The organism is Pseudoalteromonas sp. A601 (genome assembly GCF_002165575.1).
Taxonomy (GTDB): Bacteria; Pseudomonadota; Gammaproteobacteria; order Enterobacterales; family Alteromonadaceae; genus Pseudoalteromonas.
The window spans coordinates 61,829-87,977 of the sequence record NZ_MXQF01000016.1; the positions used below are offsets into that span (position 1 = coordinate 61,829).

The following is a 26,149-nucleotide window of genomic DNA, read 5'->3' on the forward strand; positions in this document are numbered from 1 at the left end:
AATGAATTAACAACCATCCAATAAGATATTTACTACTGGTGGAGTGTCTTTATCCGTTGCTGGTGTGTATTCAACACGGCAATTGTCGGTCACAACATAACTATTAGGAAAGATAGTAACTATTGTGGTTTCACTATCACCATCGACCAGATTAAAATCAGCGCCATTTACATTTGAAGCAACATCAGTTACATCTGCAAAATCAATATCTAAGAATTTCTCAAATGCTTCAATGGTACCAACAGGGTAACCATAATGAAGTGCAACACCTTCCACTTCTGGGGTTACATTTGCGTCGTCATATGCGTAGTTTTGCACGCTTGCGATTATCGCTTTACCATTGACTATATTCATCCCACTGCGAATAGAGCCTTGAACGCCCTCAAGTGTTGATGCATTAGCATCTCCCTGCAGATTCAAAAAGCGAGGGGCGGCTACAACAGCCAAAATACCTAAAATGACGATTACGATTATCAGTTCTACTAAAGTAAAACCTGCTTGTTTATTCACTACGTTACTGTTCATTGATTGCGTTTTCATAAGTAAGCCTCTTTGTTATTACTTAAGATTTAAAAATCTGTACTTTGCCTGTTACAGGAAAATACGAAAATCCACTGGTGCCAACATGTGGTTCACCATCAGTTGGAATATTTTTCGCATCTAAAGAATGAGTTAAATAGTAAATACATTGCAGCTTATCTGCGTTATACCTCACTAAAAACATTGTATCTTCAACTACTGACGCGTCACTACTTAGGGTACTTCTTGGTGCATCTTGTAAAATTACATTCAACACCTGTTGGCATTTGGTACTACTCATCGCTAATGCCTGCGTGTTCTCTTGCTCTGTTTCATCACTCGTTGGCGTACCAAAACGACCATCAACACCAACTACCACACCTCCATAATTTATATGCGTTACAAACTGCGAAACATCACTTCCAGATGGCCTCGCGTCCAGTTCCCACTGTCCTCGAATTAAACCTACAGCACTGGCAAAACCACCAGCAACGGTATCAATATTTGAACGGTGAGCTCGCTCCTTAATATCTAAAAACTGCGGTACAGCAATACTCATTACGATAGCCAGTAAAATAACCACAAGTACAAGTTCCAAAAGAGAAAAGCCTGCCTGATGGTGTGTTTTACCAAGCATTGTTAACCACCTTTGATCGCTGACATCATGTTCCACATCGGCATAAAAATACCGAGCGCGAGAATTAGCACCATAACTGCAACTATCACCGTTAAAATAGGCTCTATTTTGGCGGTTAAACTGCGTAAATCGTAATCAACTTCTCGCTCATAATAATCTGCGGCTTCTTGTAAAAGCTCATCAACTCGCCCTGTTTCTTCACCTACAGCGACCATTTGCAGCACTAACTGGGAGAATAAATCGCTGCTTTTAGAAGCTCTGAGTAAGCTGTCGCCTTTTTCAATATCTTGACGAATATTTAAAATTGCACGTTCCATATAGGTGTTATCAACGGCTTTTGCGGTTAAAGATAACCCCGTTGTCATCGGCACCCCTGAGCGCAATACCATAGCTAAACTTTGGCTGTACCTTGCAAGTAATGAGCGATGAATAATGTTTCCCACTATAGGTATTTTTAATTTGTAGTGGTCCCAATTATATAAACCAACTTCTGTTGCTAGGTATCGGCGCCAAGCGATCACACTGCCAACCAATATTAGTAATAAAAGCCACCAGTAATTAACGAAGAAGTAGCTTGTTGCCACCAAAATCTGGGTCATTAAGGGTAACTCAGCATCAAATTTTGCAAACATGGTGGCAAACACCGGGATCACAAATATATTTAAAATCACCATAGCAACTAATAATGCAGCAATAACAAAAGTTGGATAACGCATTGCCGCTTTTATACGTTTGCGGGTTTCTTGCTCTTTCTCAAAATAACTAGCAAGTTGATGAAAAGCATCTTCTAAGCGCCCAGAGCCTTCACCGACCAATACCATTGCGATAGTTAATCTGCTAAATACTTTGTTGTGCATAGTCATGGCACTAGAAAGATCTCGTCCTTGCTCTAGTTGTTTGATTATGTCTGTTAAAACCAACTTAAACTCTTTATTTTGTGTGGTATCAGCTAATCCCACCATGGCACGAATTATCGGTATACCCGCTTTGAGCAACGAATACATTTGCCGTGAAAACATAATCATATCGTCAAGGTCGATCTTCTCTTTAAATAGCTGGCCTAGCGGTAAGCTGATGTCACCTTCACGGTCTATCTGGGTAATAGATATAGGGATAAACTGGCGTCTCAATAAACTATCAGCGACTCCAGCTTGGCTGGCGGCTTCTAGTTGCCCCTTAATCAAGACCCCTTTTTGGTCTTTAGCTTGATAGTTATAAAGGTGCATCATCACCTCCAACCATTTCAGGAATATATTCAGCCACTTTAAATACTTCATCTAAAGTAGTGAGCCCTTGCTTGGCATACTCTAAAGCCATTGTGGATAACGGTGCAAAGTAAGGGTTATCTTTAGCCGCCCTAGCAAAACCTTGAGTATCATTTTGACGAAGACATTCCATCATAGCCTCATCCATCTCGAGTAACTCAAAAACACCCACCCGACCCTTGTAACCAGAGTGATTACACGCGGTACACCCCTTGCCATAAAAAAACTCAGTATTGTCTACATCAACATTTAAATACTTTAACCAACTAGCCTCTTGAGCATCGGGTGTATATGTATGCTTGCAGTTTTGACATACCCGCCTAACTAAACGCTGAGCAATAATGGCTCTTAGTGAGCTGGCAACTAAATATGCAGGTGCTCCCATATCAATTAACCGCATAGCACTGGTTATTGCGTCATTAGTATGCAGAGTTGAAAGAACTAAATGCCCTGTTAACGCGCCTCGTAAACCTATATCAACCGTCTCTTTATCACGCATTTCCCCCACCATTAGAATGTCAGGATCTTGGCGTAGTGCGGTTCTTAAAATACTGGCAAAACTAAGCCCTATTTTATTTTTGATTTGAACTTGGTTTATCCGGCCAATGCGATACTCCACCGGATCTTCTACTGTAATAATTTTATTTTCTGGCTGGTTTAGCTCACTCAATGCACCATATAAAGTAGTTGTTTTACCGGACCCTGTTGGCCCAGTAACTAAAATCATGCCATGAGGGCGTTTTAATATTGAGCGAAACCGTTTTAGCAGCGCCGCTGGCATACCGGTTTCATCTAATGATAACAACCCAGCAGATTGATCTAATAGCCGCATAACAACCGATTCACCATATTGAACCGGCATAGTAGACAAACGAACATCAATGCTATGAGTGTGCACTTTAATGTTAAAACGGCCATCTTGCGGTAAGCGCTTTTCTGAAATATCTAAGCCAGACATCAATTTAAGTCGTAAAACTAATGCTGATGCTATTTTAACTTGATTGAGAACATGCTCTTGTAATACCCCATCAACACGCTGACGAATTCGTAACAACCCTTCATCTGGTTCAATATGTATATCTGACGCCCTGACCTGAACCGCATCTTCAAAAATCGATTGTAATAGCTTCACTACAGTAGCATCAGAGGATTCATCACCTAACGAATTTAAGTCAAATTCTTCTACATCTTCATACTCTTCATGTAGCTGCTCGGCAAAGCTGGTTATTTCTTCAGTTCTTCTATACACATTATCGAAAGCCGCCATGATCTGGCTTTCTTGCACCACGGCTAAATCAATTCGCTTAGGCGCTAAAATTGGCGCGAGTTGATCAAGTCCTCTTAAGTCGGCTGGATCACTCATGCCCACAAGGACTGAGTCACCATTGTCTTCTATAACCAACGCTCTATAACGGCGTGCCATTACCTCAGAAAGCAACTTAGATACTTCTGGCGAGATTTTACGTTGCGAAATATCTAAAAAGGGAACTTTTAACTGCTGAGCTAAAAACCTTAGCAATTGTGGCTCACTAATAAACTCCAGGGCAATTAGCGTCGCACCGAGCTTACGGCCAGTTGCAGCTTGAACGTTTAGCGCTTCACTTAATTGCGCTTCAGTGATCATATGCTCTTCAACTAACAAATCACCTAACCTTAGACGTAGACTGGGTCTCATGACACACCTCCTAAGGCCTGTAATCGCTGCTCTGCATGCTTAAGCACAGCGGGGTTTAAGTTACCCACTTCGATAGCAGCTAAGTAATAGCGTTTCGCCGAGAGGTAATCTCCTTGTGCATCTTTAGAGGTTGCCATGGCTAACCACCATTTGCCTTGCTGAGGTTGTAGTTGTGTGAGTTGCTCAAAGCAAACTAATGCACGTGTATGATCCCCCAATTGCTGCGCAGCAGTGCCTTTAAGCGCCCAATATTGCGAATCTCCTTGGCTATCGAAGTCATCGCTTAATAATTGTTGTACAACTGAATATTGCTTACGAGTAATATAAATTTTACTAAGCAGTACACGCCACTCGAGTACCTGCGAGTCAAACGCAATGCCATGCTCTAAAATACTTTGCGCGGATAAAATATCTTGCTGCTGAAAATAAGTCGCTGCCAGTAGACTTCTTGCTGCTATATTCCCTTTATCTCGATTAAGAATTTGGCTTAAATCATCTATGCCTTCCTGATATAAACCAAATTCAAGGGCTTGCTTAGCTTGACGCAGTAACTCAGCAATTTGCTGTTGCTCGGTACGTTGCTGAGTCACCTTTTTAACCTGAAAACTACTTTCTTTATTGGCGGTAGGTACTTTACTTGGCTCGATAGCGACAGCTGCAACCATAGGTTTTTCAGCTACAACCGGCTCTTTAGTGTCCGTTTTTACCGTCACTACTTCTTCAATAATGGGCTCTACTTTAGCAACTGGTTTAATTACATCAGAGTTACTCACCACAGGAGCATTGATTAACACAGGCGTGTTATTTTGCTCAGTCTCTTTTGAGCTTTGAGCTTTAGTAACTACATCTATTCGTTCTGGTAATTGAGCGGCAGCATCATCACTTGCTGTAGGTAAATAAATATAGCTCAATACAACCACTAACAAGGCGATGGTGATTATTAGTAGCTTTTTAATAAAGCCATGTGAGTCATACACAGGTTCAACTACAACAGTATCTTGCCCATTTAACGAAGTTGTTGGCTGTCGCTGCTCAATATTTTTAAGCATAGAATTAATGACGCTCATAGCCATTGCCTCCAAGCCCAAATCATCATTATGGCAAGCGCCGAAACACTCACCACTGCAACATTCCAACCATTGATATAATTATTCACCGTGCAATCTTCGGTGTCTTTTACCGCAAGCTTTATGTGTCGGCTACTTACTTCAGTGAGCCCTTCACCGTAAGCTTGTAGCAAAGTTTTATGGCATAGGATATTCACTAACCGAGGAATACCACGACTTGCTTGTGCTATTTTTAAGCCTAGTTGCTTGGTAAATAGCGGTGCACCTTTAAAGCCCGCAATTTGTAACCGATGATTAATATAATAAATAACTTCGCCAGTGGTCATTGGCCTTAACTGGTAAGAGAAGCTAATACGCTGACGTAATTGGCGAACCCTTGTATGCGCTAGTTTTTCGTCTAATTCAGGCTGACCAAATAGCACCACTTGAATCAGCTTTTCGCTTTCAGTTTCAATATTGGTAAATAGACGAAGCGCTTCAAGAGCATCCCAACTTAGGCTTTGCGCTTCATCTATCAGTAAAACAACTTTTTTGCCTTCTTTTTGTAGTGCTAATAAATGATGATTTATCAGCTGGCTAAGCGCCTGCTGATCTAACTGTTTATCAACGTCCATACCAAGCTCTACAGCAAGCGCCCAGCGTAGCTCATCGGGGCTTAAATATGAGTTGGGTAAATAGGCAACTGTGTAATCGTGCTCTATTTGATTAAGTAATTTACGGCACAATAAAGTTTTACCTGTGCCAACCTCTCCAGTTACCTTAATAAACCCCTCTCCCATTTCAAGTGCAGTAATAAGCACCTGCATGGCTTCATTATGTGGCGCAAGCGCACAAAAAAACTCGGTGTTAGGGGTTAAGGTGAAAGGCATTTCACTTAAATTAAAGAAGCTCAAATACATAGCTAGTTCTCATACCAAGTATTAAGTAATTGGCGGCTGCGTGTTTGTTGTTTTTTCCAAGTATCTGGCATTACAACCGTTGGCTTTAGCAATATAACGAGCTCTTTCTTTTCTTGGCGTTTACTAATACTTTTAAATAAATTACCAAATAAGGGAATATCACCTAATACTGGCGTTTTAGACTCTTCATCGGTGGTTATCGTCTGCATCAAGCCACCAATCACAACTATTTCACCGCTTTGAGCACGAATTACCGTGTCTGATTCCCTAATGTTGCTTTGTGCTAACGGTAAAATAAACTCATCATTATTAAGAGTAATAACCTTTTGTTGCTCTTCAGTTTGAGTGACTGAGGGGTGAACATGTAAGATCACCGAACCGTATTTATCTATTTGTGGGGTTACATCAAGCGCAATCCCTGAAAAGAAAGGGGTTAGGTCAATTTCAGGGGTTGTTGTGGTTGCATTCCCTGTCACTGTGGTACTTGAAACATTGGTAACAAAGTACTCATCTTGACCTACTTTAATGACCGCTTTTTGGTTGTTAGTTGCAGTCACTCGAGGGTTTGAGAGCATCTGCACATCGCCCTGAGTTTCTAATAAGCTAATCACTCCAGTAAAGTCTGCGTTATTAATGACTAAGTTTGATACACCACCTAAAGCGGCAGTGATACTATTACTAATTTGCCCAGCTGCTGTGGTCGCAAACGACAGGCTTGTACTGCCAATTGAACCCGCTATTTCGTTCCAATTAACACCTTGCTGATATTCATCTTTAAGCGTGACTTCGACTATTTTGGCTTCTAAAATTACTTGCCGTTGTAAGTTTTCTTGGGTTTGCCTTAAAAAGTCCTTTAGCTGCATTATTTCACTTGGTAATGCATTAACCGTTACTAAGCTTGCTTGTGGGCTGGCAATAACATAACGCCCATCACCGCTGCCAATAAGAGATTTTAAAGCCAGCTCTAGATCTTTCCAAAAATCATTACTGTTAGTGGTTTGAATCCGCGAACCGTTAAGTTCAATATTTTGATTATTACCAAACTCTCCATCTTGCTGATTGTTATTACTGTAATTATTTGAAGCAGTGCTTTGGCTTGAGCTATTATTATCAGCCATTTGGCTTACGCCGCCCGCTACAACACTCACCGTAGACTGACCACTGCGCTTCATCATTAAATAGTTAACGGGTATTGTTTCAGTGCGCATTTTTGCAGGTAACACCTGAACAACTCGCCCTTCGTGAACAATATCGAGTGGATACATACGTTTAATTACATTTATTACCTCATCAAAGGTAACATTTTTTAATGTAAGACTAATGCTGCCAGCTACCTCTGGGTGTATAGCGACACTGTAGGGCGTATCATCTGTTAGGCCGGTAAAAAAAGCTCGCACTTCAACTTCATTTGCAGCCACTTCAAAACGCTTAACTGCCAGCTCTGTATTAAGGCTTTGTTCGCTATCAAATGACGACAATAAGCTTTGTGTAACTTCATCTGGCACTGTCAGTGGGGCTACTGTAGTTTGCTGCTCAGGCTGAGCGGTGAGCTCTTGCTCTATATGGGGCTTTATTTCTTTACCTGGAGCAAAACTATGGCAACCACCAAGGTAGATAGGTAACAGCAATAAAATAGTCAGCTGACTAGGTAATTTAATTTTTAATTTCATAATCATATAAATCTAATTTTATTTGCTTATTGTCATTCGCTAACACAACTTGCTTAGAGCTTATGGTTAGCACTTTATAGTCATTTATTTGATCGCCTACGGTATAAATCTGTCCTGAAATAATCGCTTTATAGCGGCCTGACCTTTTAATTATTGATTGCAGCTTGAGACTACTTTGCTGATTTTTAACTACGCTAGTAGCGAGCAAATTTTGTGGCCTAGTTGGATCGGCCAACTGCTGCGCAACCACGTCTGCTGAGCAAACAAATAACCCAAGCACACTAAAGAGCAATAAATTTTTCATTCGCGCTCACCGTTGCTATATGTATGATTAATTGCGCCCGAGGATAATCCTCTACTTGATAGTCAAAGCGCTGGATTAAGAGTTTTTCTTTACTTTGTTTTAGCGATGCTAAATATTGTTGCAAGTTAAAATACTGTCCCTGTAATGTGAGCACCATTTGATGTTCAAAAAACAGTGTTTTAGCTTCGTTTGCACCAACCTTAGTAACATCGACAGCTTTAGGCTCTAACACTTTAAAACTAACAACCTTAACCTCGGTACTTTCTTTTAATAGCTGCTGCAACATATTAGGAACCCGTTCAGCGCTGACAAAGCCTTTGCTAAATTGGCTCAACTTTTCATCTGTAAGTGCAAGTTCACTCTTGGCTTGTACTATTTGTGAGCGTAATTCTTTTGTGTAATCATTATTTAGAGCTTGCTCCAACATCGCTAATTGTGTTCTATTTTGAGTTATTTTTTGTTGTGCTTGAGTGTTAGCTTGGTGCTGTTTATTTGTTTGAATTTGTATTGGCTCAACAATAAAAAGATAGCCTAAATATAAAATAATAAATAACCCTGCAAATAAAATAGCCAGCTTTTCTCTTATTTGCAGTACAGCAAAACGTGTTTGATACTTCACCCATAACGGCCAATTGCGAGAAGAGGAGTTTTCAGTTTTCATGGCTGATCCTCCTTAGCGGCAACCTCAGTGGCCACATTAAATTCACTTAAGCCGTCTTTATCTTCAAACTCTAAAACTGAGAACTCCTTACCTGCAAAATACCTTGACTGCTTTAAACTACTTAGCCAAACAGGTAACTGAGCCGATTGACTTGATTGCCCTTTTAAAGTCACTGTTTGCTCAGAAAACGTTACTTGAGTTAACCAAATATCCGCCACATGATAACGCGCTAAATCAAGCATTATTTGGCTATAGTCCATGCTAGATAAGGTTTGTGCAGCCTCCAAATAACCAAATACTTGTTGTTTATGAGCAATCTCTTGCTCAATCATTTTTAACTGCTTAACAAACTGATCCTTATTTTGTTTTTCATCTAATTTAGCTTTCACAGCTTGTAGCTGGTTACTAATTTCATTTAATGTTAATTCACTTTGCTGAGCCTCTATTTGGTTAAAGTGAACTGATAATGCAAACCCCCCCCAACTAATGGCTATCACAAATAATGCGATGCCCCACAAGGCTAATACACTTTGTAATGGCATTAAGTCACGACGAGGGCGCAATGATTTTTGGTAGAAATTGATTCTATTCTTCATTGCGCGGCTCTTTACTTTCAGCCATAGATATAGCTGCAGCTAAGGCATAGAAAAACTGACTATCTAAGCCCTCTGATAAGGCAAGGTTTGGTTTAAAATCAATAACCTTAACTTGTAACAGCTCGGCAAGCTCAGCTCTAAGTGTTAAAGAAGATAAATCGTCGCATTGCAGCTGAATACTGCGAATAGGAGGCTGCTTGAGCTGACTTTCGAAAAAATCCATCGAACGCTGTATCTCTAACCCTAAAGCATCTATAAAAGCAGTGTTTTGATCTTTTTCAGTAATGCCTATAAAGCCATTTAGCCGCCTCGCCAATACAAGCTTACCGTCACAAATGATTAATATTCTCGGCTCATGTTCAATATGCTGTACCACCAGCATATGCGCATCTTTATCTTTACCAAATAAAGTGAGTAGTACCATTTCTTCTGAAGTCATTGAGCGTAACACTGCATTAGTATTTGCAAAGCTGTTAATAAACGGCTGTATCTGTGTTTTATCGGTAATAAACACATTCATCTTACGTACTTGCATTGGTAATGAGATGGGGTAATCAATAAAATCAGCGATGATATTCTCGGGCGCAATATTAACAACGTCTTTAGCTGTCCATGGTAAGGATTGCACTATTTCGTCATCTGTTAGGTTCGGTTTTTCCATTTGTACAATTTGATAATAGTGGTGAGGTATCACGAAATTAATGGCGCAACTAAGTTTACTCACTTCGTTTGTACAATCTGTAATTGCTTTTGTATAATCCCCTCGCTCTGTAACTGTAACACTGTGGGTTTTATCTATTTGCCAACGCCCCTGCAATCGCTTTAAGCTGACAGCATTTACTGTTTTTGCATATGTAGCTATCCCTATTACACAATTAGGCTCTAACCCTTGTTGCAACCAAGGAAACAATGAAAAAATCTTCTTTTTCATATAGCTACTTATATTAATTGTCGATTTTTAAAGTATCGTATATTTTTACGAGCCTGCAAGTTTCAATCTAATTTAAAAGGTACTTTATGCATATCGGCCTCAGCATTGATGAAAATAGCCTTATACAACAAATAGATAGCTTCGAGTTAAAAAAAAGAAATATTTCGTTACGCATAAAGCGTGACGATCTGCTACACCCACTCATTAGTGGTAATAAGTGGCGAAAACTCAAGTACAATTTAGTTGAGATGCAAGCACAAAAAAAACACGAATTAGTGACGTTTGGCGGGGCTTTTTCAAATCACATACATGCCTGTGCAGCAGCCGGAAAACACTTTAATTTTAAATCCCACGGCATTATTCGCGGGCCTGAGCTTGATTTAAACAACCCCACCATTAAGTTTGCTAAGCAGTGCGGTATGCAGCTATATCCGATAACACGCATTGAATATAAAAAACGCCACAATGAAGAGTATTTAGCACAATTACAGCAACGCTTTCCAAATGCCTACCTATTGCCAGAGGGCGGAACAAATCATGCTGCTTTGCAAGGCTGTAAAGAACTTGCCCAATCATTACCTGAGTCTGATTATATTATTTGTCCCACCGGCAGTGGTGGTACATTAGCAGGACTAATTGAAGGAGCTAAACCACACATTCACGTAATCGGCATCGCCGTCTTAAAGCAGGCTGATTATCTCATTGACGAGATTAAAGCATTGAGTATGCGCGCTCGTACACAAAATAACTGGCAATTATTATGTAATCATCACGGGGGTGGTTATGGTAAGTTCTCCCCGGAGCTTTGGCACTTTTGTCAAACAATGCAAGCTCAACATCAACTACCATTAGAGCCTATCTATTCTGGTAAAATGATGTTCGCATTATGGCAGTTAATCAAAGCTGATTATTTTCCTGCGGGAAGTAAAATTACGGCAATTCACACCGGTGGATTACAGGGGTTAGATGGATTACGTTATCGGCAATTAACCTGAACTCTGGAGACTAATAAATATATTTGTGATTTAATATCAATACATTAGTACATCTCTTAACCAGAGTTCAGGTTATTTAGTTCAAGATGTTACCTGAGTAAACTCTTGCAGTGGCTCTGTAAAATAAAACCCTTGAGCAGCAGTAATTCCTAGCATTTGTAACGTTTTAAGTTCTTGCTGGGTTTCAACGCCTACTCCATATACAGGTAGATTTAGCTTACTGCTCTTTATTACAATTTGACGTACAATTTTTTGTTGCTTCAGGCTCTTATCAATACCATGAATTACCTCATAACCAAGCTTTATTCCTTTTACTAGCTTAAACTCAGCTAGAAAAGTTAACTTATCAATACTCATCACGTTATCAACTACAATTGCTCCATTAATTGATTTTATCTGACTAATCGCCAAAGATAATTTATGTTGCTGCGTGTAAAAGTCATCTGCTGATATTTCAAACTGCAGTTTATCCGCCCTATTAAATGCCCCTACTTTACCTTTAAACCATTGCCAAAAGTTTACACTATACCAATTAAAAGCATGCAAGTTGATACTCACAATTAAAGAGCTCGGTTCGCTTTTTAGTAAAGCGATTACATGCTCAATAACGGCAATATCCAATTGCATAACTTCGTTGTTGGTTTTTAGATATGGAATAAACTGCTTTGCCGATAACAAGCCTAGCGATTTATGGCGAATCCGAATTAGCGCTTCATGCTGTAGCATCTCACCAGTATCAAGCTCAAATAATGGCTGAAAAAATAACATAAACCTTTTCTTGGTGATGTACTCTGGTAACACCTCATCACTGTTTTTTAATACCTCGGCATAAGTATGGTTAAACGGCAGTCTATGCACATGCTGCCAAGGGCTTTGCTTGGCTTGCTCAAGGGCCGATTTTGTTAACTGATAAACAATTGCTTGATCAGCACCTGTACGGTAATTACAAACGCCTACTTTAATATCTTTGCGAGACAAATCACCACGGTAAACTAACGACGCCTGATAAATAGTTTGATGGAGCTTTTGTGTATATTGGTCTATCTCTGATAACGATATGCCCTGTAAAGTAATTGCCACTCCTCCCGAGCCAAGTAACTTCACCGACACTTGTGGTAACTCAATAAACCCTTTAGTTAAAACTAGCTTAAAGTGGCTTTCTAAATCAATACTTTCGGGAAAAGGATAGGACCAATAAAATAAAGCAAAAAAACTCTGTTTATTTTGATGTAAACAATACAACTTGCTCATTGCATCTTCTTTAGCATTTTGTGTTACAGGCGCCTTGTCTACTGGCACCTTGCTCTGTGGATGTGAGTTATGAGTAATTAAAGGCTGGTACACGTGTTCTTTTTTTGGGTTCTTAAAAGCATTTTTTTCGTAGCGCTTCACTAACAAAATCCACCAACGGTACCCCCACACGGCGGCACCTACAACAACAAGGTTTAATAAGATAAATAAATAGCTTTCAACCACCCAAGAAGGCCAATGATAAAGCTTTAGACTGGTTGATTTATAATTAAATACTTCACTTTCTTTATTCATTAAAGCTGAAAAATGAGTAGGGGCTTCATCTGGCTCTAACATAAAACCACGCGCACTTGCCAAAGCAGAAATAATATCTCTATCAATAATTAGATCTAACTTGAGACTGTAAATTTGTTTAGCAAGCTCAGTGCCTGTAACGTGAACTTTTTGATGTAGCACCTCACCTAGCAAAAGGTTAAAAATACCAAGCAGCAATAGACAAACACCAACATAAACACTCAGCATATGCATACGCACATTCTTTGATTTAATTGCCATAGCACGCACAGAGTTAGTTAGAATAGGTAAAGTGTTGTTCAAGATCTCAATAAACACAAGGCTTAGCGCTCACTTTAAATGTTACCGATAACGATAGTAAATAAAACTATCGTATTTTTAATTACCTAAGCCACTATAAGGTTTTATTTTTTCTTTACCTAATTTGTCAAAAGAAAACGACTGACTATTGCGGCTTAATAAGATTGCCATTTTCATCTAAAATCATCTCACCATCTTCTTTATGAAACGGGCCTAACGGCCACTTATCTAATAGTGTTAATACCGTTTCACTCTGACGCGCTAATTTAACCCCCTTAGCTGTACACACAATGGGTCTATTGACTAAAACAGGGTACTTCAGCATTGCTTCAAAAATTTGTTCATCAGATACATTTTCATTTAATAACCCCAACTCTTTGGCCGGTGACTTAGTCACTCTAAGGGCTGTCTTGGGGGTTAAATTTGCCGCAGCAAATAAGGCGAGGAGCTGTGGCTTAGTCCAGCCGGATTTTAAATACTCAATTACAGTAGGTTCATACCCTGAGGCCTTAATCAGCTGTAATACATTCCTCGACGTGCCACAATCCGGATTATGATGAATAACAACCATGCTCAACTCCTGATCAATTTAAATAGAACGTTGGTTTACACGTTCACTCACTTGCTCCGCTGACTCCACTCGCTCAGAGTATCTATCAACAAAGTAGTCTTTCTGATCCCGTAGTAACAAAGTGAACTTCATTAACTCTTCCATCACATCAACAATGCGATTATAAAAAGAAGACGGCTTCATACGGCCATTATCGTCAAACTCTAAATATGCTTTTGGCACAGATGATTGGTTAGGAATAGTGACCATACGCATCCAACGGCCTAAAACACGTAATTGATTTACAACATTAAAAGACTGAGAGCCACCACATACTTGAAGCACAGCTAATGTTTTTCCTTGCGTAGGTCTAACACCGCCTAAGCTTAATGGTACCCAATCGATTTGATTTTTAAATACACTTGTCATAGAGCCATGGCGCTCAGGCGAGCACCACACTTGCCCTTCAGACCAAAGCATTAATTCTCGTAGCTCTTGCACTTTAGGATGTGACTCATCCTCACTGTCGGTTTGCGGTAAGCCTTGTGGATCAAAGATTTTAACTTCGGCGCCAAAATGCGTGAGTAGTCGCGCACTCTCTTCAATAACTAACTTACTGTATGAGCGCTCTCTTAAAGACCCATACAGCAACAAAATCTTTGGTTTATGTGCTGAAAGGTTAACGTTAAAGTCAGCAATACTTGGTACTTTACTTTGCTCTTTGTCGATATTTGGTAATTCAATTTTTTCTGTCATTGGTTTTGGCTCCTAGCGATCCGCACATATGAAATTCTGAATATATGGAATTTTACATGTAAAGTTTTCCAAGTCAAACTTATTTGATACAGGTAGGGCAAGTGCCCCTCCATAATCGCGTTTAAAAATAGAAGTAACGAGTACAAGCAAATAGAGTATTTAACCTGAGATCTGGTTATTTAATATTTAGAATCAAAAAGGCCGCTAAAAAGCGGCCTTTGAATGTTTATCAACATTTTATTTTTGTATTCCTCAGAACGGGATATCGTCATCAAAGTCAATTGGTGGTTCCATTGGATTTGATGCGCCGCCTTGTGGGGCATTTTGCGGCTTAGGAGCAAAACCACCTTGTTGCGGTGCATTGTTATTGCTGCTTTGCTGCTGGTTATAACCGCCGCCTGATTGGTATTGGTTATTCTGCTGCGGTGCAGCTGCAGGTTGCTGGCGTGCAGCTGGTGCTTGCTGTGGTGCACTCTGCTGTTGGCCGTAACCACCACTTTGTTGCGGTGCACTTTGTTGTTGACCGTAACCGCCACCTTGTTGTGGTGCGTTTTGCTGCTGGCCGTAACCGCCTTGTGATTGACCACCTTGAGATTGCTGGCCGCCTTGGTAGCCACCACCTTGTTGGTCGCCACCACGAGCACCCAACATTTGCATTTGACCAGTAAAGCCATCTACAACTATTTCTGTGGTGTATTTTTCTTGCCCTTGTTGATCAGTCCATTTACGTGTTTGCAGTTTACCTTCTACGTAAATTTGTGAACCTTTACGGCAGTATTCACCTACGATTTCAGCTAATTTGCCAAAAAACACCACGCGATGCCATTCAGTTTTATCGACCATTTGGCCGGTGTTTTTATCTTTGTAGCTATCTGAAGTAGCTAAAGTAATGTTTGCTACGCCATTGCCATTGGGCATATAACGTACTTCTGGATCTTGACCTAAATTACCAACCAAGATTACTTTATTAACACCGCGTGCCATGGACCTTTCTCCTATTTACGTTAGCTCAAACCAGCCATTTTACGGGCTTGGTCTAGGTCAAATTCTTTATCATTAATCTTTAAATAGCTGCGATTTTCTTCGCATACTACAGTTGCTTCTAATACACCTGGTAAAGCAACCAATTTAGAGGCAAGCGCTTGTGCTTGCTGCTCTGAACTTAATTCTGTCATTAAGCTAATCATTTTACTTCTAGGCGGGACTTGCATTTGCCACGCAAGGATAAGCCATATTACCCCAACAAGTGCGGCTGCGGCAAACACTGCTTGCGGGGTTGTTGATTGCGCAACGTAACCCCCTAAAATACCACCTAAAAATGCACCAAAGAATTGCCCTGACGAAAACACGCCCATCGCTGACCCTTTTTGGTTAGCTGGTGCTAAACGTGAGACAAGCGCTGGCATTGTGGCTTCTAAAAAGTTAAAAGCAACAAAATATGCAAGCATACAAAGCGCCATACCTACAACCGAATTAACACCTGCTGCAAGTGCCACCATGCTTAGTACCAATATAGCAACAGAGCCTAAAAAAGCCTGCTTTTCTTTTTCTTTACGGATAGCAATGATCATCACCGGTGCCATCAATAAAAACGCTAATATTAATACTGGAATATACACTTGCCAATGTGCCTCTGCGACCAAACCTTTGGCGATAAGTTGCCCAGGTAATGCAACAAAAATAGTGGTCAGCGTTAAGTGCAGTAACATCACACCTAAATCTAAACGTGCAAGCTGTGGATGCTTCACCAATTTTTTAATATCGGTAAAGCTTGCTAATGTATCGCCTTTAGGGGCTTTATTAACGGCTTTAGGCACCAAAAACAATACAATAAAAATACCTACAATTGCCAATGCAGCTGTTAACCAAAAAATTCCCGCAATACCCCAAGAAGCGGCAACCATCGGTCCGAGTAACATCGCAAAGGCAAAGCTCATGCCGATACTCATACCAATCACTGCCATCACTTTAGGTCTTTGTTCATCACGGCTCAAGTCAGAAGCAAAAGCAAGTAAAGAACTGGCTATCGCTCCCATACCTTGTAAAGCACGGCCTAGCGTGACCATTTGCATTGAATCTGCCGTGGCAGCAATCACCGAGCCTAAAGCAAATACACTCAAACCACCAATAATAACCTTTTTCCGGCCTATTTTATCTGACAACCAGCCCATAGGAATTTGCAATACAGCTTGCGTTAAACCATAAGCACCAATCGCGATACCTATCCACAGTGGTGAAAAGCCTGAAAGCTCTTGCCCATAAATAGCAAGTACCGGCATCAGCATAAAAAGGCCAAGCATACGAAATGCAAACACGCTGGCCAGTGATACTGCGGCGCGTTTTTCTCGAGAGTTGAGTGAAGAAGCTGTCATGATTCGCGTGTTCTTGCTGTCTATTAAAATTCGAGCAGGGATTCTACCACAAGCTTAATAAGAAATAATCGTCCTAAAGCGATGATTTTTTCATTGATCAAGGATTAATCTTGTTGCGTATTATGAGATACTCAGTAAATACATTTGGTAATGAAACGAGATAGCATGGAAAACATTGAAGTCCGAGGCGCCCGCACGCACAATTTAAAAGACATCAGCCTAACCATTCCCCGTGATAAGTTAATTGTTATCACTGGCCTATCTGGTTCTGGTAAATCGTCTTTAGCATTTGATACCTTATATGCAGAAGGGCAACGTCGGTATGTAGAATCTTTATCTGCTTACGCCAGACAGTTTTTATCATTAATGGAAAAACCCGATGTTGATCACATCGAAGGTCTTTCACCTGCAATCTCCATAGAGCAAAAATCTACCTCACATAACCCTCGCTCTACTGTAGGAACCATTACCGAAATTTACGATTACCTGCGTTTATTATTTGCTCGTGTTGGTGAGCCTCGCTGCCCTACCCATGACTTACCGCTTGCAGCGCAAACTGTAAGCCAAATGGTTGATACTGTTTTGGCCTTTGAAGAAGGCAGTAAGCTGATGATGCTTGCTCCGGTAGTAAAAGAACGCAAAGGCGAGCATGTAAAGTTACTCGAACAGTTAGCAAGCCAAGGCTATATTCGCGCCCGTATTGATGGTGAAGTGTGTGACTTATCTGATCCACCAACCTTAGAACTACATAAAAAGCACACCATTGAAGTTGTGGTCGACCGTTTTAAAGTCAAATATGGTATACAGCAGCGCTTAGCTGAATCATTTGAAACAGCCCTTGAGTTGTCGTCTGGTGTTGCAACAATTGCTTCAATGGATAATGACGGCAGCGAAGAGTTATTGCTATCAGCAAACTTTGCCTGCCCGACATGTGGCTACGCTATGACCGAACTTGAGCCTCGTTTATTCTCATTCAACAACCCTGCAGGCGCATGTCAAAGCTGTGATGGTTTAGGTGTTAGGCAGTATTTTGACCCAAACCGCGTTATTCAAAACCCAGAGCTTAGTTTATCAGGCGGTGCCATTAAAGGCTGGGACAAACGTAGCTTTTACTATTTCCAAATGCTACAAGCCGTTGCCGAGCATTATAAATTTGATTTAGAAGTACCCTTTCAAGAGCTTAGTAACGACGCTAAAAAAGTCATTTTAGAAGGCTCAGGCAGCACTAAAATTGCCTTTAATTACCGCAATGATCGAGGCGACTTAATTACTCGCAACCACGAGTTTGAAGGTGTGCTCAATAATATGAATCGCCGTTACCGCGAAACTGAATCTAATTCTGTTCGTGAAGAACTGGCAAAATATCAAACCAGCCAAGCTTGCCCAAGCTGTAAAGGCTCACGATTACGCCAAGAAGCACGTAGTGTGTTTATCGGCCAAACAAACTTACCTGATATTACGTCAATGAGTATTGGCGAAGCGATGGACTTTTTCGAAGAGCTTACTTTAACTGGACAACGAGGCCAAATAGCAGAAAAAATACTAAAAGAAATTCGCGATCGTTTATCATTTTTGATTAACGTTGGTTTGAACTATCTATCATTAGAGCGCAGCGCCGATACACTTTCAGGCGGTGAAGCGCAGCGTATTCGCCTAGCGAGCCAAATTGGCGCAGGCTTAGTTGGTGTTATGTACGTGCTTGATGAGCCATCTATTGGCCTGCATCAACGTGATAACGACCGCTTATTACAAACACTGATTCATCTACGCGACTTAGGCAATACCGTTATAGTGGTAGAGCACGATGAAGACGCAATCCGCGCCGCCGACCATATCATTGATATTGGCCCTGGTGCTGGTGTGCACGGTGGTTATGTCATTGCTGAAGGTACGCGTGATGACATTTTAGCCAGCGAAAAATCTGTCACTGGGCAGTTCTTATCTGGCAAGCGCAAAATTGAAGTACCTAAAGAGCGCCATCTGATCAATGATAAATGGCTTGAGTTATTTGGCGCTACAGGTAATAACCTTAAAAATGTCGACTTGCAGATTCCATTTGGCTTGATGACCTGTATTACTGGGGTGTCTGGCTCAGGTAAGTCAACCCTCATTAACGATACCTTATTCAAATTAGCACACACCGAGCTAAATGGTGCAACCACCGCAGAAGCCGCTCCTTATAAAGAAATTAAAGGGCTTGAACACTTTGATAAAGTAATCGATATTGATCAAAGCCCCATTGGCCGCACACCACGCTCAAACCCTGCGACCTATACCGGTATATTTACCGGTATTCGTGAACTATTTGCCGGTACTCAAGAAGCTCGCTCTCGAGGCTATAAAGTTGGCCGCTTTAGCTTTAATGTTAAAGGTGGTCGCTGTGAAGCCTGCCAAGGCGATGGTGTTATCAAAGTAGAAATGCACTTTTTACCTGATGTTTATGTACCCTGTGATGTATGTAAAGGTCAACGCTATAACCGTGAAACCTTAGAAGTACAGTACAAAGGTAAGAATATTCACCAAGTGCTCGAAATGACGGTTGAAGATGCCCATGACTATTTTGATAAAATCCCAGCAATTGCACGCAAGCTAAAAACCTTAATGGATGTAGGACTCTCTTATATTCGCTTAGGTCAAGCCGCTACAACACTCTCAGGTGGTGAAGCACAGCGTGTTAAACTGGCTCGTGAGCTGTCTAAGCGCGATACCGGTAAAACTCTGTACATTCTTGATGAACCAACTACAGGCTTGCACTTTGCTGACATCGAGCAGCTATTAGTTGTACTGCATCGCTTACGTGACCACGGTAATACTATTGTGGTGATTGAGCACAACCTTGATGTGATAAAAACCGCAGACTGGATTGTTGATTTAGGCCCTGAAGGCGGTGCTGGCGGCGGTGAAATATTAATCGCAGGCACACCTGAAGAAGTCGCTGAGTGTGAGCGTTCACATACCGGGCATTATTTAAAAGCTCTACTTTAAACAATAAAGGACAAGGAATGTTACGATACTTTAAAGTAGCAAAATGGCGTGCAAATAGGCTGATAAAGCAAAAAGCACAGCTTTAAGCCTTATAAAGCACGCCTTATATAAAGTATTTAATTTTCAAAGTATGGATTTATTAACTTAAGCTCTGTTGCTTTATCTACTTGGTAGGGCAATGATTTTAAGTCCTCTAAAAAGTAACTATCAAATAATTGACTAAACGCCCCGTTTTGCTCCATTTTAAGCAACCCTTTTTCAATCGCATTGGCGAGCTCGGGCTTTTCTTTTGATACAAAATAATAAAATGCAGCTGGATAACTAATAAACAGGTTAGGCACAATCGCTAAGTCAGGATTATCAACCTCATTAAGCTCAGACGTTACTTCTATAAATGAACGCGGGAAGTACTCTATTTTACCTTTGGCTGTCAAAGCAAACATTGCTTCGTAGTTCGCAAATGGCCTGACGGTTAACCCGTTATGAGCCAATATTTTTGTATCTGGCCAATCATGCCCTTGAGCTGCGCTTAGTTGTTCGAGTTGTTCAATAGTGCTTATTTTTTCAAATAATGGTAGCAGCTGGCGATTAGTTACGAGCGCGCGTTTACCAATATAACCGCGATATAGTGGGATCTTTATTGCTATAGCCAAGGTTTCTCGTTCTGGGCTGGTCATACTCCAGTATAAATCGACATTATTATCTTCTAAGCTAATCAAAGTGCGTTGTTGATGTGGATGTACAATAACGTGGTTAATTTTAGCAGGGTATTGTGCCGCTATAAGGGCTTGCTCTAACAAGATGCTTAAGTATTCATCACGCTTATATTGTGCTCTCGGCTCTTGGGCTACATTAATGGTTTGTGCAGTCAGCGTAGCGCAATAAAACAATACCGCGTGTATGGGCAAATAAAAAAAGGCTCGTTTCATTTGGGCTAATAAAGAGTGTTTTTTCTAAACTACACGCTGGTGAGTAATTACTCAAGTATAAAGTTATAAAGCGTGCTTATCCGGATTAAGCCTAACCACGGCAGGTGCAGGGCTTCGTCGCTTACAAACAAATAAATGACTTTCTCGGTATCGTTTTGCTTCTTTTTTAGCATCAGTTGCAAGCGCAGCCACTTGGTGACTGTTGTTACATAGAGCTAAATCAGGCTCTACTAGACCTATTGATAAGGTGAGTAATGGCACAAACTGCTTTTGCCCTTCACGATTACTTGCCCAATAGCCACCACTGGCGATATGCTCAGGAGTAAAAAATGCACGAGCTTTGGCTTCAAAATCATTAATTATGTAATTACACACGAGAGTGGCTTCATCACTGTCAAATACCACCATAAAGTCATCCCCTCCTATATGACCAACAAAACTAGGGATATTAGTACAGGCCTTTACAATGACATCAGCTAATAGCTTGATCACACTATCGCCGCTGGCATAACCATACAGGTCATTAAATTGCTTAAAGTGATTTAAGTCTATATACGCAAGAGAGAAACCATTTTTACCGCGTAAGCGGTGTTCGATAGCTTCATTTATTGCCACATTACCCGGTAACATAGTCAGTGGATTTGCATGCTGCGCATGACGAATTTTTTCATCGGTAATGTGCTTTAAAATATCGCGCAATGGTGCCAAACCTAAATATTGTTCTTCGCGCGTAATTATAATATGGCGTCGAATATCAAAGTCGTTTTCGGTAATTTGTTGGCTTACCGTATCAAGCAATTGGTTTTCATCTACAATTAACGGCTGCTTATGCATTAAAGCCGTGACAGGTTGTTTATCATAAAGTGCATGTCCATAAGGTGCGGCAAATACTTCGGTCAGTTGGTCTTTATGTAATAAGCCTACAGGCTGCTGTTGCTCGTTTAATACGGCAATACTGATTATTGTTTTATCTTGTTCAAATATTTTATGAGCATCTTTACAACGTGTTTCACTGACGATGGCGGCTTGCTCTACGGCCAACCAACCGATCGCCATTGATTGTTCAAACTGATTACTTAAAGGTGTGAAATTAAGCTGCTCTATTTGCGGGCTTTTAAATTCTGCACTTGGTTTTCTACTCGGCCGTTCGAGTAAAAACCCCTGTGCATTTACTATGCCTAAACTTTCTAATAAATAAAGCTCTTCAATGCGCTCTATACCCTCTGCAATGACTTCTGTATTAGTCACTTTGGCAAGTTCGATAATCGATTTTAAAAACTCTTTTTTCACCACACTCTGATCGCAATGATCAATAAAGTAACGGTCTATTTTTACAAAGTCAGGGCACAACTCAGACCATTGCTTTAAACCCGAGTAACCAGCCCCTAAGTCATCAATCGCTATAGAGAAACCAAGTTTGCGGTAGTGCGCAATCGTTTTTAATAATAAAAAGCCATCATCTACTTTTTCTTGCTCGGTTACTTCAATAACAACCCGACTTGCGATGAGGCCAAAGTGTTCAATAAGATGTAAGGTTTCACCATTAGGATGACATGGATCAAGGAGTGTTTTTGGGCTAACATTTAAGAACAATTTACCCTGCAATTTTAATTTCACAAAGTTTTCAATCGCCTTTGAACGACATAACAACTCTAATTCTGAAATTTTATCATAACTGATTGCTGCACTAAAAAGCTCGCTCGGCATTTCTAGCAGGCTATTTTTAGGGCCGCGACTTAATGCTTCATAACCTAGTATGTGCTTATTAGAAATATCAAAAATCGGTTGGAATAAGGTTGTTATATTACTGTTGTGTAATATTTTTTCTAATGTAATTCGCTGAATACTCACCTAGCACCAAACCGACAGTTATTATTAAGAGGCGGTTAAAGTAGCAACTAAGTATGACAGTTATATGTCTAATCCGCCAGCTCAGCTTCAACTTGCTCAAAGTGAGCTATGGCTTCAATCATATCAAGCTCAGCCGTTTTATATTCTACGCTGTTGTTAAGCCCTTTATCAGCAATAGCTTGCACCATAGCTCCATGAACAAGTAGCTCTTTAATGTGATAGCAAATGGGTTGTTCGAAGCTAGGTAACTTTTTACCACGTAGGTAATCACTTGCAATTTTTTCAACTGGTAAACTCGTCATGTCCGCGGCAGCAGCATTTAGGCTAACTAAATAGTTCGTACATTGCGGAACCTCAACAGTGAGATCTTTCAATAATGATTGCGACAGTGTCACTAGTTTCGCTGATTCTTTTTGTAATTTATTCGCATCATTATTGATATTAATAATATCTAATACATATACTGCTTGATTACGATATTGCTCAAGTAAGGTTAATTGCACTGGCTCATCGAGTTGTTCAGAGTGTGTAGATTCAGTATTGTCACCACATGCACTAAGCATGATTAAAAGGCTGGCGAGAAGAAGTGACTTAAGCATAAAGTGGTAACTTGTATGAAAACGAAGAATAATGCTTATTATATGAAAAATCACGTTCTAGAAACAGCAATAATTAAATTCGTAGGAGAGCGCTTTAGCGCCGATAAGCTTTACACATAACCCTAAGCTTAAAGACAGTTACGGCTGAAGCTTGTTCCTGCAATAAAAAAACCGCTCAAAGAGCGGTTTTTAAAAGTACATTTAGTTCTGCTGTTTAGAGCAACATCTAAGGCATTGGATCTAAATCGGCACCTTCTTTTTCAATCACTTCAGGGATTAAGTCTTCTTTACTCACACCCATAGCAATGGCTACCGCACTGGCAACATATATTGATGAATACGTACCAATAAAAACACCAAACAATAATGCAGTGGCAAAGCCATGAATTGTTTGTCCGCCCCATACAAATAGTGCAATCAATACCAAAATAGTGGTGATTGATGTAACCAATGTACGGTTAAGTGTTTGCGTAAGCGAGATATCGATAATCTCTATCGTGTCGTCAATACGAACTTTACGAAAGTTCTCACGAATACGGTCAGATACAACAATGGTATCGTTAAGTGAATAGCCTATTACTGCAAGTATTGCAGCAAGAATGGTTAAATCAAACTCCAAACCAAGTACTGAGAACAAGCCTAAAGTAATAATAACGTCATGCATAAGTGCCGAAACCGCACCTAAGGCAAAACGCCACTCAAAACGAAATGCAACGTAAATCAAGATACAGATAAGTGCAGTTAACATGGCTAGGCCACCCTGCTCTTTTAAGTCTTCACCGACACTTGGGCCAACAAACTCAATACGGCGCATTACTACACTGTCATCAGCTTGTTTTAATGCTGCAATTACTTGATTACCAATTACTTCAGCTTTTACGTCATCGCCACGCGGTGCTAAACGCACTAATATCTCTTGGCTAGAACCAAATAACTGTACCGATGCGTCAGCAAAGTTGTTTTCAGCCAGGACCGCACGCACTTTTTTTAAGTCCGCTGGCTGTGAAAAACCTACTTCAACGGCCGTACCACCAGTAAAGTCCAAACCAAAGTTTAAGCCCTTTACAAAAATAGAAGCTAATGAAGCTAAAATAAGTAGCGTTGAGATACCCATTGCAACTTTTCGTAACGACATGAACTTTAACGTTCTGCCGCCTAATTTTAAAATTTGCATCATCGCTCCTTAAATTGACAGCTTATCGACACGTTTACCACCGATAAATAAGTTGATCACGGCACGCGTGCCAACAATGGCTGTAAACATTGAAGTCAAAATACCAATCGCTAATGTTACGGCAAAGCCTGCAATTGGACCGGTACCCACAGCAAATAAGATAATAGCTGCAATTAAAGTCGTAACATTTGCATCAAAAATAGTACTAAATGCACTGTCGTAACCATGATGAACTGCTTGTTGCGGACTACGTCCATCAGCAAGTTCTTCACGAATACGCTCAAAGATAAGTACATTGGCATCAACTGCCATACCGACGGTTAATACAATACCGGCAATACCTGGTAGCGTTAGTGTAGCGCCTGGAATTAACGACATCACACCAATGATCAACACAAGGTTCGCTGCAAGAGCAATGTTTGCCACCATGCCAAAACCTTTGTAATAAACCAGCATAAATATCAGTACAAATAAGAAGCCAAGAGCAACGGCGGTCATACCTGCTTCGATATTTTCCTGTCCTAGACTTGGGCCTACAGTACGCTCTTCAACTATTTGAATTGGCGCAACAAGTGCACCTGCACGAAGTAGTAAGCTTAAGTTATGGGCTTCAGCTGGGTTATCAATCCCAGTTATACGAAATGATCGGTCAAGGCGAGCCTGAATTGTAGCGACGTTAATAACTTCTTCAACCTTAATTGGCGGAAGCGCTTTACCGTTAGCATCTTTTTTACCTGATGGCTTATATTCGATAAATACCGTTGCCATACGTTTACCAATGGCGCGCTTAGTGAACGCATTCATTTTAGCGCCACCTTTGCTATCAAGGCTAATACTCACTTGCGGACGTTGATATTCATCGGCACCTGATTGTGCACCTGTAATGTGGCTACCTTCAAGAATGATGCGCTTTTTAAGCACTACAGGGTAACCGTCACGGCTCATGATCATTTCTGTGCCAGCAGGAATACGCCCTTGTGCTGCCGCTGTTGGATCGGCATTTTCGTCTACTTCACGAAACTCAAGAGTTGCTGTTGCACCGAGGATTTCTTTCGCGCGAGCTGTATCTTGTACACCAGGTAATTGCACGATAATACGCTCAGCACCTTGGCGCTGTACGTTTGGCTCTGCAACACCAATTTGGTTGATACGGTTACGAATAATAGTTTCGTTTTGCTTGATAGCGTAATCGCGAATTTCTTTAAGCTTTAAATCGCTAAGATTGGCATAAAAGGCGTTATCGTTTGAGCTGTCATCTATGAAAGTATGTAACGGGTAGCGAGACTGAAGAAAACGTTCAGCGGCATCTTTATCTTCTTCGCTGCGCATTTCAACTCGCATACGTTCGCTATTAGCGACACGGCGAATTGAGCGATAACGAAGCTTTTCACCACGTAGGTCACTTTTATAGTCTTGCTCCATCTGTTCCAGCGCGTTATCAACGGCTGTCACCATGTCGATTTCCATCGTGAAGTGAACACCGCCACTTAAATCCAAGCCCAACTTCATTGGATTACCACCAAGGCTCTTCAGCCAATGAGGTTGCGCCGGGGCCATATTAATGGCTGAGATGTAATCTTCGCTCAATGAATTACGCAGTAAATCTTGCGCTTTAAGTTGCTCTTCTACGTTTTTGAAACGAACTAAAATTTGTCCATTTTCAAGTTTTGTAGATTTCACTGTTACGTTGTTATCTTTGAGGATGCCATTTACTGTATCTAGTACACTGAGTTCAACATCAGCACCTTTTGCGCCAGAAACCTGTATGGCCGGATCGCGGCCATACAGGTTTGGTGAAGCATATAAAAGGCCGATAGCTATCACAGCGATAACAAGTAAATACTTCCATAATGGAAACTTGTTTAACAC

General features: G+C 40.7%; 23 protein-coding genes. 2 read left to right on the forward strand and 21 right to left on the reverse strand.

The genetic code is table 11. From position 1 onward, the window contains the following. Positions 1–6 precede the first annotated feature (6 nt). Genes B5G52_RS14310 through B5G52_RS14360 form a run of 11 tightly spaced genes read right to left on the reverse strand, consistent with a single transcriptional unit; the run spans position 7 to position 10,224 of the window. Positions 7–540: a prepilin-type N-terminal cleavage/methylation domain-containing protein gene (locus B5G52_RS14310; RefSeq protein WP_087533320.1), complete on the reverse strand. Its 534-nt coding sequence runs from the start codon at positions 538–540 to the stop codon at positions 7–9. 22 nt (positions 541–562) lie between these two features. Next, positions 563–1,156, reverse strand: coding sequence for a prepilin-type N-terminal cleavage/methylation domain-containing protein (locus B5G52_RS14315; protein WP_087533321.1), 594 nt, complete (start codon positions 1,154–1,156; stop codon positions 563–565). 2 nt (positions 1,157–1,158) lie between these two features. Continuing rightward, positions 1,159–2,382, reverse strand: a complete 1,224-nt coding sequence (locus B5G52_RS14320; RefSeq protein WP_087533322.1) for a type II secretion system F family protein — start codon at positions 2,380–2,382, stop codon at positions 1,159–1,161. After that, on the reverse strand, positions 2,369–4,096 hold the full coding sequence (locus B5G52_RS14325; protein ID WP_087533323.1) for a GspE/PulE family protein: 1,728 nt from the start codon (positions 4,094–4,096) through the stop codon (positions 2,369–2,371). The genes B5G52_RS14320 and B5G52_RS14325 overlap by 14 nt, the downstream gene beginning before the upstream one ends. Further along, the gene (locus tag B5G52_RS14330) at positions 4,093–5,163 is read right to left on the reverse strand and encodes a lipopolysaccharide assembly protein LapB (protein ID WP_087533324.1); all 1,071 of its coding nucleotides are present in this window, start codon (positions 5,161–5,163) and stop codon (positions 4,093–4,095) included. The genes B5G52_RS14325 and B5G52_RS14330 overlap by 4 nt, the downstream gene beginning before the upstream one ends. Beyond that, positions 5,160–6,062, reverse strand: a complete 903-nt coding sequence (locus B5G52_RS14335; protein ID WP_087533325.1) for an ExeA family protein — start codon at positions 6,060–6,062, stop codon at positions 5,160–5,162. Before B5G52_RS14335 ends, B5G52_RS14330 begins: the two co-directional genes overlap by 4 nt. Positions 6,063–6,064: 2 nt before the next feature. Next, positions 6,065–7,732, reverse strand: coding sequence for a pilus (MSHA type) biogenesis protein MshL (gene mshL, locus B5G52_RS14340; protein WP_087533326.1), 1,668 nt, complete (start codon positions 7,730–7,732; stop codon positions 6,065–6,067). Then, the gene (locus B5G52_RS14345; protein ID WP_087533327.1) at positions 7,716–8,036 is read right to left on the reverse strand and encodes an agglutinin biogenesis protein MshK; all 321 of its coding nucleotides are present in this window, start codon (positions 8,034–8,036) and stop codon (positions 7,716–7,718) included. The genes mshL and B5G52_RS14345 overlap by 17 nt, the downstream gene beginning before the upstream one ends. After that, the gene (gene gspM / locus B5G52_RS14350) at positions 8,014–8,697 is read right to left on the reverse strand and encodes a type II secretion system protein GspM (protein ID WP_087533328.1); all 684 of its coding nucleotides are present in this window, start codon (positions 8,695–8,697) and stop codon (positions 8,014–8,016) included. Before gspM ends, B5G52_RS14345 begins: the two co-directional genes overlap by 23 nt. Further along, a complete protein-coding gene (locus B5G52_RS14355; RefSeq protein ID WP_087533329.1) occupies positions 8,694–9,293 on the reverse strand; it encodes a PilN domain-containing protein in 600 nt (199 codons plus the stop codon). The genes gspM and B5G52_RS14355 overlap by 4 nt, the downstream gene beginning before the upstream one ends. After that, positions 9,283–10,224: an MSHA biogenesis protein MshI gene (locus B5G52_RS14360; protein WP_087533330.1), complete on the reverse strand. Its 942-nt coding sequence runs from the start codon at positions 10,222–10,224 to the stop codon at positions 9,283–9,285. The genes B5G52_RS14355 and B5G52_RS14360 overlap by 11 nt, the downstream gene beginning before the upstream one ends. Positions 10,225–10,310: 86 nt before the next feature. Here B5G52_RS14360 and B5G52_RS14365 point away from each other — a divergent pair, with 86 nt between their 5' ends. Then, the gene (locus tag B5G52_RS14365; protein ID WP_087533331.1) at positions 10,311–11,219 is read left to right on the forward strand and encodes a 1-aminocyclopropane-1-carboxylate deaminase/D-cysteine desulfhydrase; all 909 of its coding nucleotides are present in this window, start codon (positions 10,311–10,313) and stop codon (positions 11,217–11,219) included. A gap of 81 nt (positions 11,220–11,300) precedes the next feature. Here B5G52_RS14365 and B5G52_RS14370 read toward each other — a convergent pair whose 3' ends face one another. From B5G52_RS14370 to B5G52_RS14390, 5 genes are all read right to left on the reverse strand, one after another. Continuing rightward, positions 11,301–13,025: an EAL domain-containing protein gene (locus B5G52_RS14370; RefSeq protein ID WP_140394332.1), complete on the reverse strand. Its 1,725-nt coding sequence runs from the start codon at positions 13,023–13,025 to the stop codon at positions 11,301–11,303. 184 nt (positions 13,026–13,209) lie between these two features. After that, positions 13,210–13,635 carry an arsenate reductase family protein gene (locus B5G52_RS14375; protein WP_087533333.1) on the reverse strand — a complete coding sequence of 142 codons (426 nt, stop codon included), beginning with the start codon at positions 13,633–13,635 and terminating at the stop codon, positions 13,210–13,212. Between the two features lie 18 nt (positions 13,636–13,653). Continuing rightward, complete coding sequence (arsH, locus tag B5G52_RS14380) at positions 13,654–14,370, reverse strand: arsenical resistance protein ArsH (protein WP_087533334.1); 717 nt, start codon at positions 14,368–14,370, stop codon at positions 13,654–13,656. A gap of 252 nt (positions 14,371–14,622) precedes the next feature. After that, complete coding sequence (gene ssb, locus B5G52_RS14385; protein WP_087533335.1) at positions 14,623–15,354, reverse strand: single-stranded DNA-binding protein; 732 nt, start codon at positions 15,352–15,354, stop codon at positions 14,623–14,625. 20 nt (positions 15,355–15,374) lie between these two features. Next, positions 15,375–16,742: an MFS transporter gene (locus B5G52_RS14390; protein ID WP_087533336.1), complete on the reverse strand. Its 1,368-nt coding sequence runs from the start codon at positions 16,740–16,742 to the stop codon at positions 15,375–15,377. A 165-nt stretch (positions 16,743–16,907) separates the two neighbouring features. On the opposite strand from B5G52_RS14390, the gene uvrA reads away from it, so the two are divergent. Next, positions 16,908–19,727, forward strand: coding sequence for an excinuclease ABC subunit UvrA (gene uvrA, locus B5G52_RS14395; RefSeq protein ID WP_087533337.1), 2,820 nt, complete (start codon positions 16,908–16,910; stop codon positions 19,725–19,727). 116 nt (positions 19,728–19,843) lie between these two features. On the opposite strand, the gene B5G52_RS14400 is transcribed toward uvrA, so the two are convergent. The 5 genes from B5G52_RS14400 to secD form a co-directional block, all read right to left on the reverse strand. Next, the gene (locus tag B5G52_RS14400; protein WP_087533338.1) at positions 19,844–20,656 is read right to left on the reverse strand and encodes an ABC transporter substrate-binding protein; all 813 of its coding nucleotides are present in this window, start codon (positions 20,654–20,656) and stop codon (positions 19,844–19,846) included. A gap of 63 nt (positions 20,657–20,719) precedes the next feature. Next, on the reverse strand, positions 20,720–22,507 hold the full coding sequence (locus tag B5G52_RS14405; protein WP_087533339.1) for a bifunctional diguanylate cyclase/phosphodiesterase: 1,788 nt from the start codon (positions 22,505–22,507) through the stop codon (positions 20,720–20,722). 68 nt (positions 22,508–22,575) lie between these two features. Next, positions 22,576–23,106, reverse strand: coding sequence for a hypothetical protein (locus B5G52_RS14410; RefSeq protein ID WP_140394333.1), 531 nt, complete (start codon positions 23,104–23,106; stop codon positions 22,576–22,578). Between the two features lie 226 nt (positions 23,107–23,332). Then, entirely contained in the window at positions 23,333–24,280 is a 948-nt protein-coding gene (gene secF / locus B5G52_RS14415; RefSeq protein WP_087533341.1) for a protein translocase subunit SecF, read from the reverse strand. 9 nt (positions 24,281–24,289) lie between these two features. Beyond that, on the reverse strand, positions 24,290–26,149 hold the full coding sequence (gene secD / locus B5G52_RS14420) for a protein translocase subunit SecD (RefSeq protein WP_087533342.1): 1,860 nt from the start codon (positions 26,147–26,149) through the stop codon (positions 24,290–24,292).

What these genes read in the sequence shown, in the direction of transcription:
- gspM (WP_087533328.1), bottom strand. Translation starts at nt 8,697, where the DNA reads ATGAAAACTGAAAACTCCTCTTCTCGCAATTGGCCGTTATGGGTGAAG.
- B5G52_RS14370 (WP_140394332.1), bottom strand. Translation starts at nt 13,025, where the DNA reads ATGGCAATTAAATCAAAGAATGTGCGTATGCATATGCTGAGTGTTTAT.
- B5G52_RS14390 (WP_087533336.1), bottom strand. Translation starts at nt 16,742, where the DNA reads ATGACAGCTTCTTCACTCAACTCTCGAGAAAAACGCGCCGCAGTATCA.
- B5G52_RS14310 (WP_087533320.1), bottom strand. Translation starts at nt 540, where the DNA reads ATGAAAACGCAATCAATGAACAGTAACGTAGTGAATAAACAAGCAGGT.
- B5G52_RS14375 (WP_087533333.1), bottom strand. Translation starts at nt 13,635, where the DNA reads ATGGTTGTTATTCATCATAATCCGGATTGTGGCACGTCGAGGAATGTA.
- B5G52_RS14320 (WP_087533322.1), bottom strand. Translation starts at nt 2,382, where the DNA reads ATGCACCTTTATAACTATCAAGCTAAAGACCAAAAAGGGGTCTTGATT.
- B5G52_RS14335 (WP_087533325.1), bottom strand. Translation starts at nt 6,062, where the DNA reads ATGTATTTGAGCTTCTTTAATTTAAGTGAAATGCCTTTCACCTTAACC.
- arsH (WP_087533334.1), bottom strand. Translation starts at nt 14,370, where the DNA reads ATGACAGAAAAAATTGAATTACCAAATATCGACAAAGAGCAAAGTAAA.
- B5G52_RS14345 (WP_087533327.1), bottom strand. Translation starts at nt 8,036, where the DNA reads ATGAAAAATTTATTGCTCTTTAGTGTGCTTGGGTTATTTGTTTGCTCA.
- B5G52_RS14315 (WP_087533321.1), bottom strand. Translation starts at nt 1,156, where the DNA reads ATGCTTGGTAAAACACACCATCAGGCAGGCTTTTCTCTTTTGGAACTT.
- B5G52_RS14365 (WP_087533331.1), top strand. Translation starts at nt 10,311, where the DNA reads ATGCATATCGGCCTCAGCATTGATGAAAATAGCCTTATACAACAAATA.
- B5G52_RS14360 (WP_087533330.1), bottom strand. Translation starts at nt 10,224, where the DNA reads ATGAAAAAGAAGATTTTTTCATTGTTTCCTTGGTTGCAACAAGGGTTA.
- B5G52_RS14400 (WP_087533338.1), bottom strand. Translation starts at nt 20,656, where the DNA reads ATGAAACGAGCCTTTTTTTATTTGCCCATACACGCGGTATTGTTTTAT.
- B5G52_RS14330 (WP_087533324.1), bottom strand. Translation starts at nt 5,163, where the DNA reads ATGAGCGTCATTAATTCTATGCTTAAAAATATTGAGCAGCGACAGCCA.
- uvrA (WP_087533337.1), top strand. Translation starts at nt 16,908, where the DNA reads ATGGAAAACATTGAAGTCCGAGGCGCCCGCACGCACAATTTAAAAGAC.
- B5G52_RS14355 (WP_087533329.1), bottom strand. Translation starts at nt 9,293, where the DNA reads ATGAAGAATAGAATCAATTTCTACCAAAAATCATTGCGCCCTCGTCGT.
- B5G52_RS14325 (WP_087533323.1), bottom strand. Translation starts at nt 4,096, where the DNA reads ATGAGACCCAGTCTACGTCTAAGGTTAGGTGATTTGTTAGTTGAAGAG.
- ssb (WP_087533335.1), bottom strand. Translation starts at nt 15,354, where the DNA reads ATGGCACGCGGTGTTAATAAAGTAATCTTGGTTGGTAATTTAGGTCAA.
- B5G52_RS14410 (WP_140394333.1), bottom strand. Translation starts at nt 23,106, where the DNA reads ATGCTTAAGTCACTTCTTCTCGCCAGCCTTTTAATCATGCTTAGTGCA.
- secF (WP_087533341.1), bottom strand. Translation starts at nt 24,280, where the DNA reads ATGCAAATTTTAAAATTAGGCGGCAGAACGTTAAAGTTCATGTCGTTA.
- mshL (WP_087533326.1), bottom strand. Translation starts at nt 7,732, where the DNA reads ATGAAATTAAAAATTAAATTACCTAGTCAGCTGACTATTTTATTGCTG.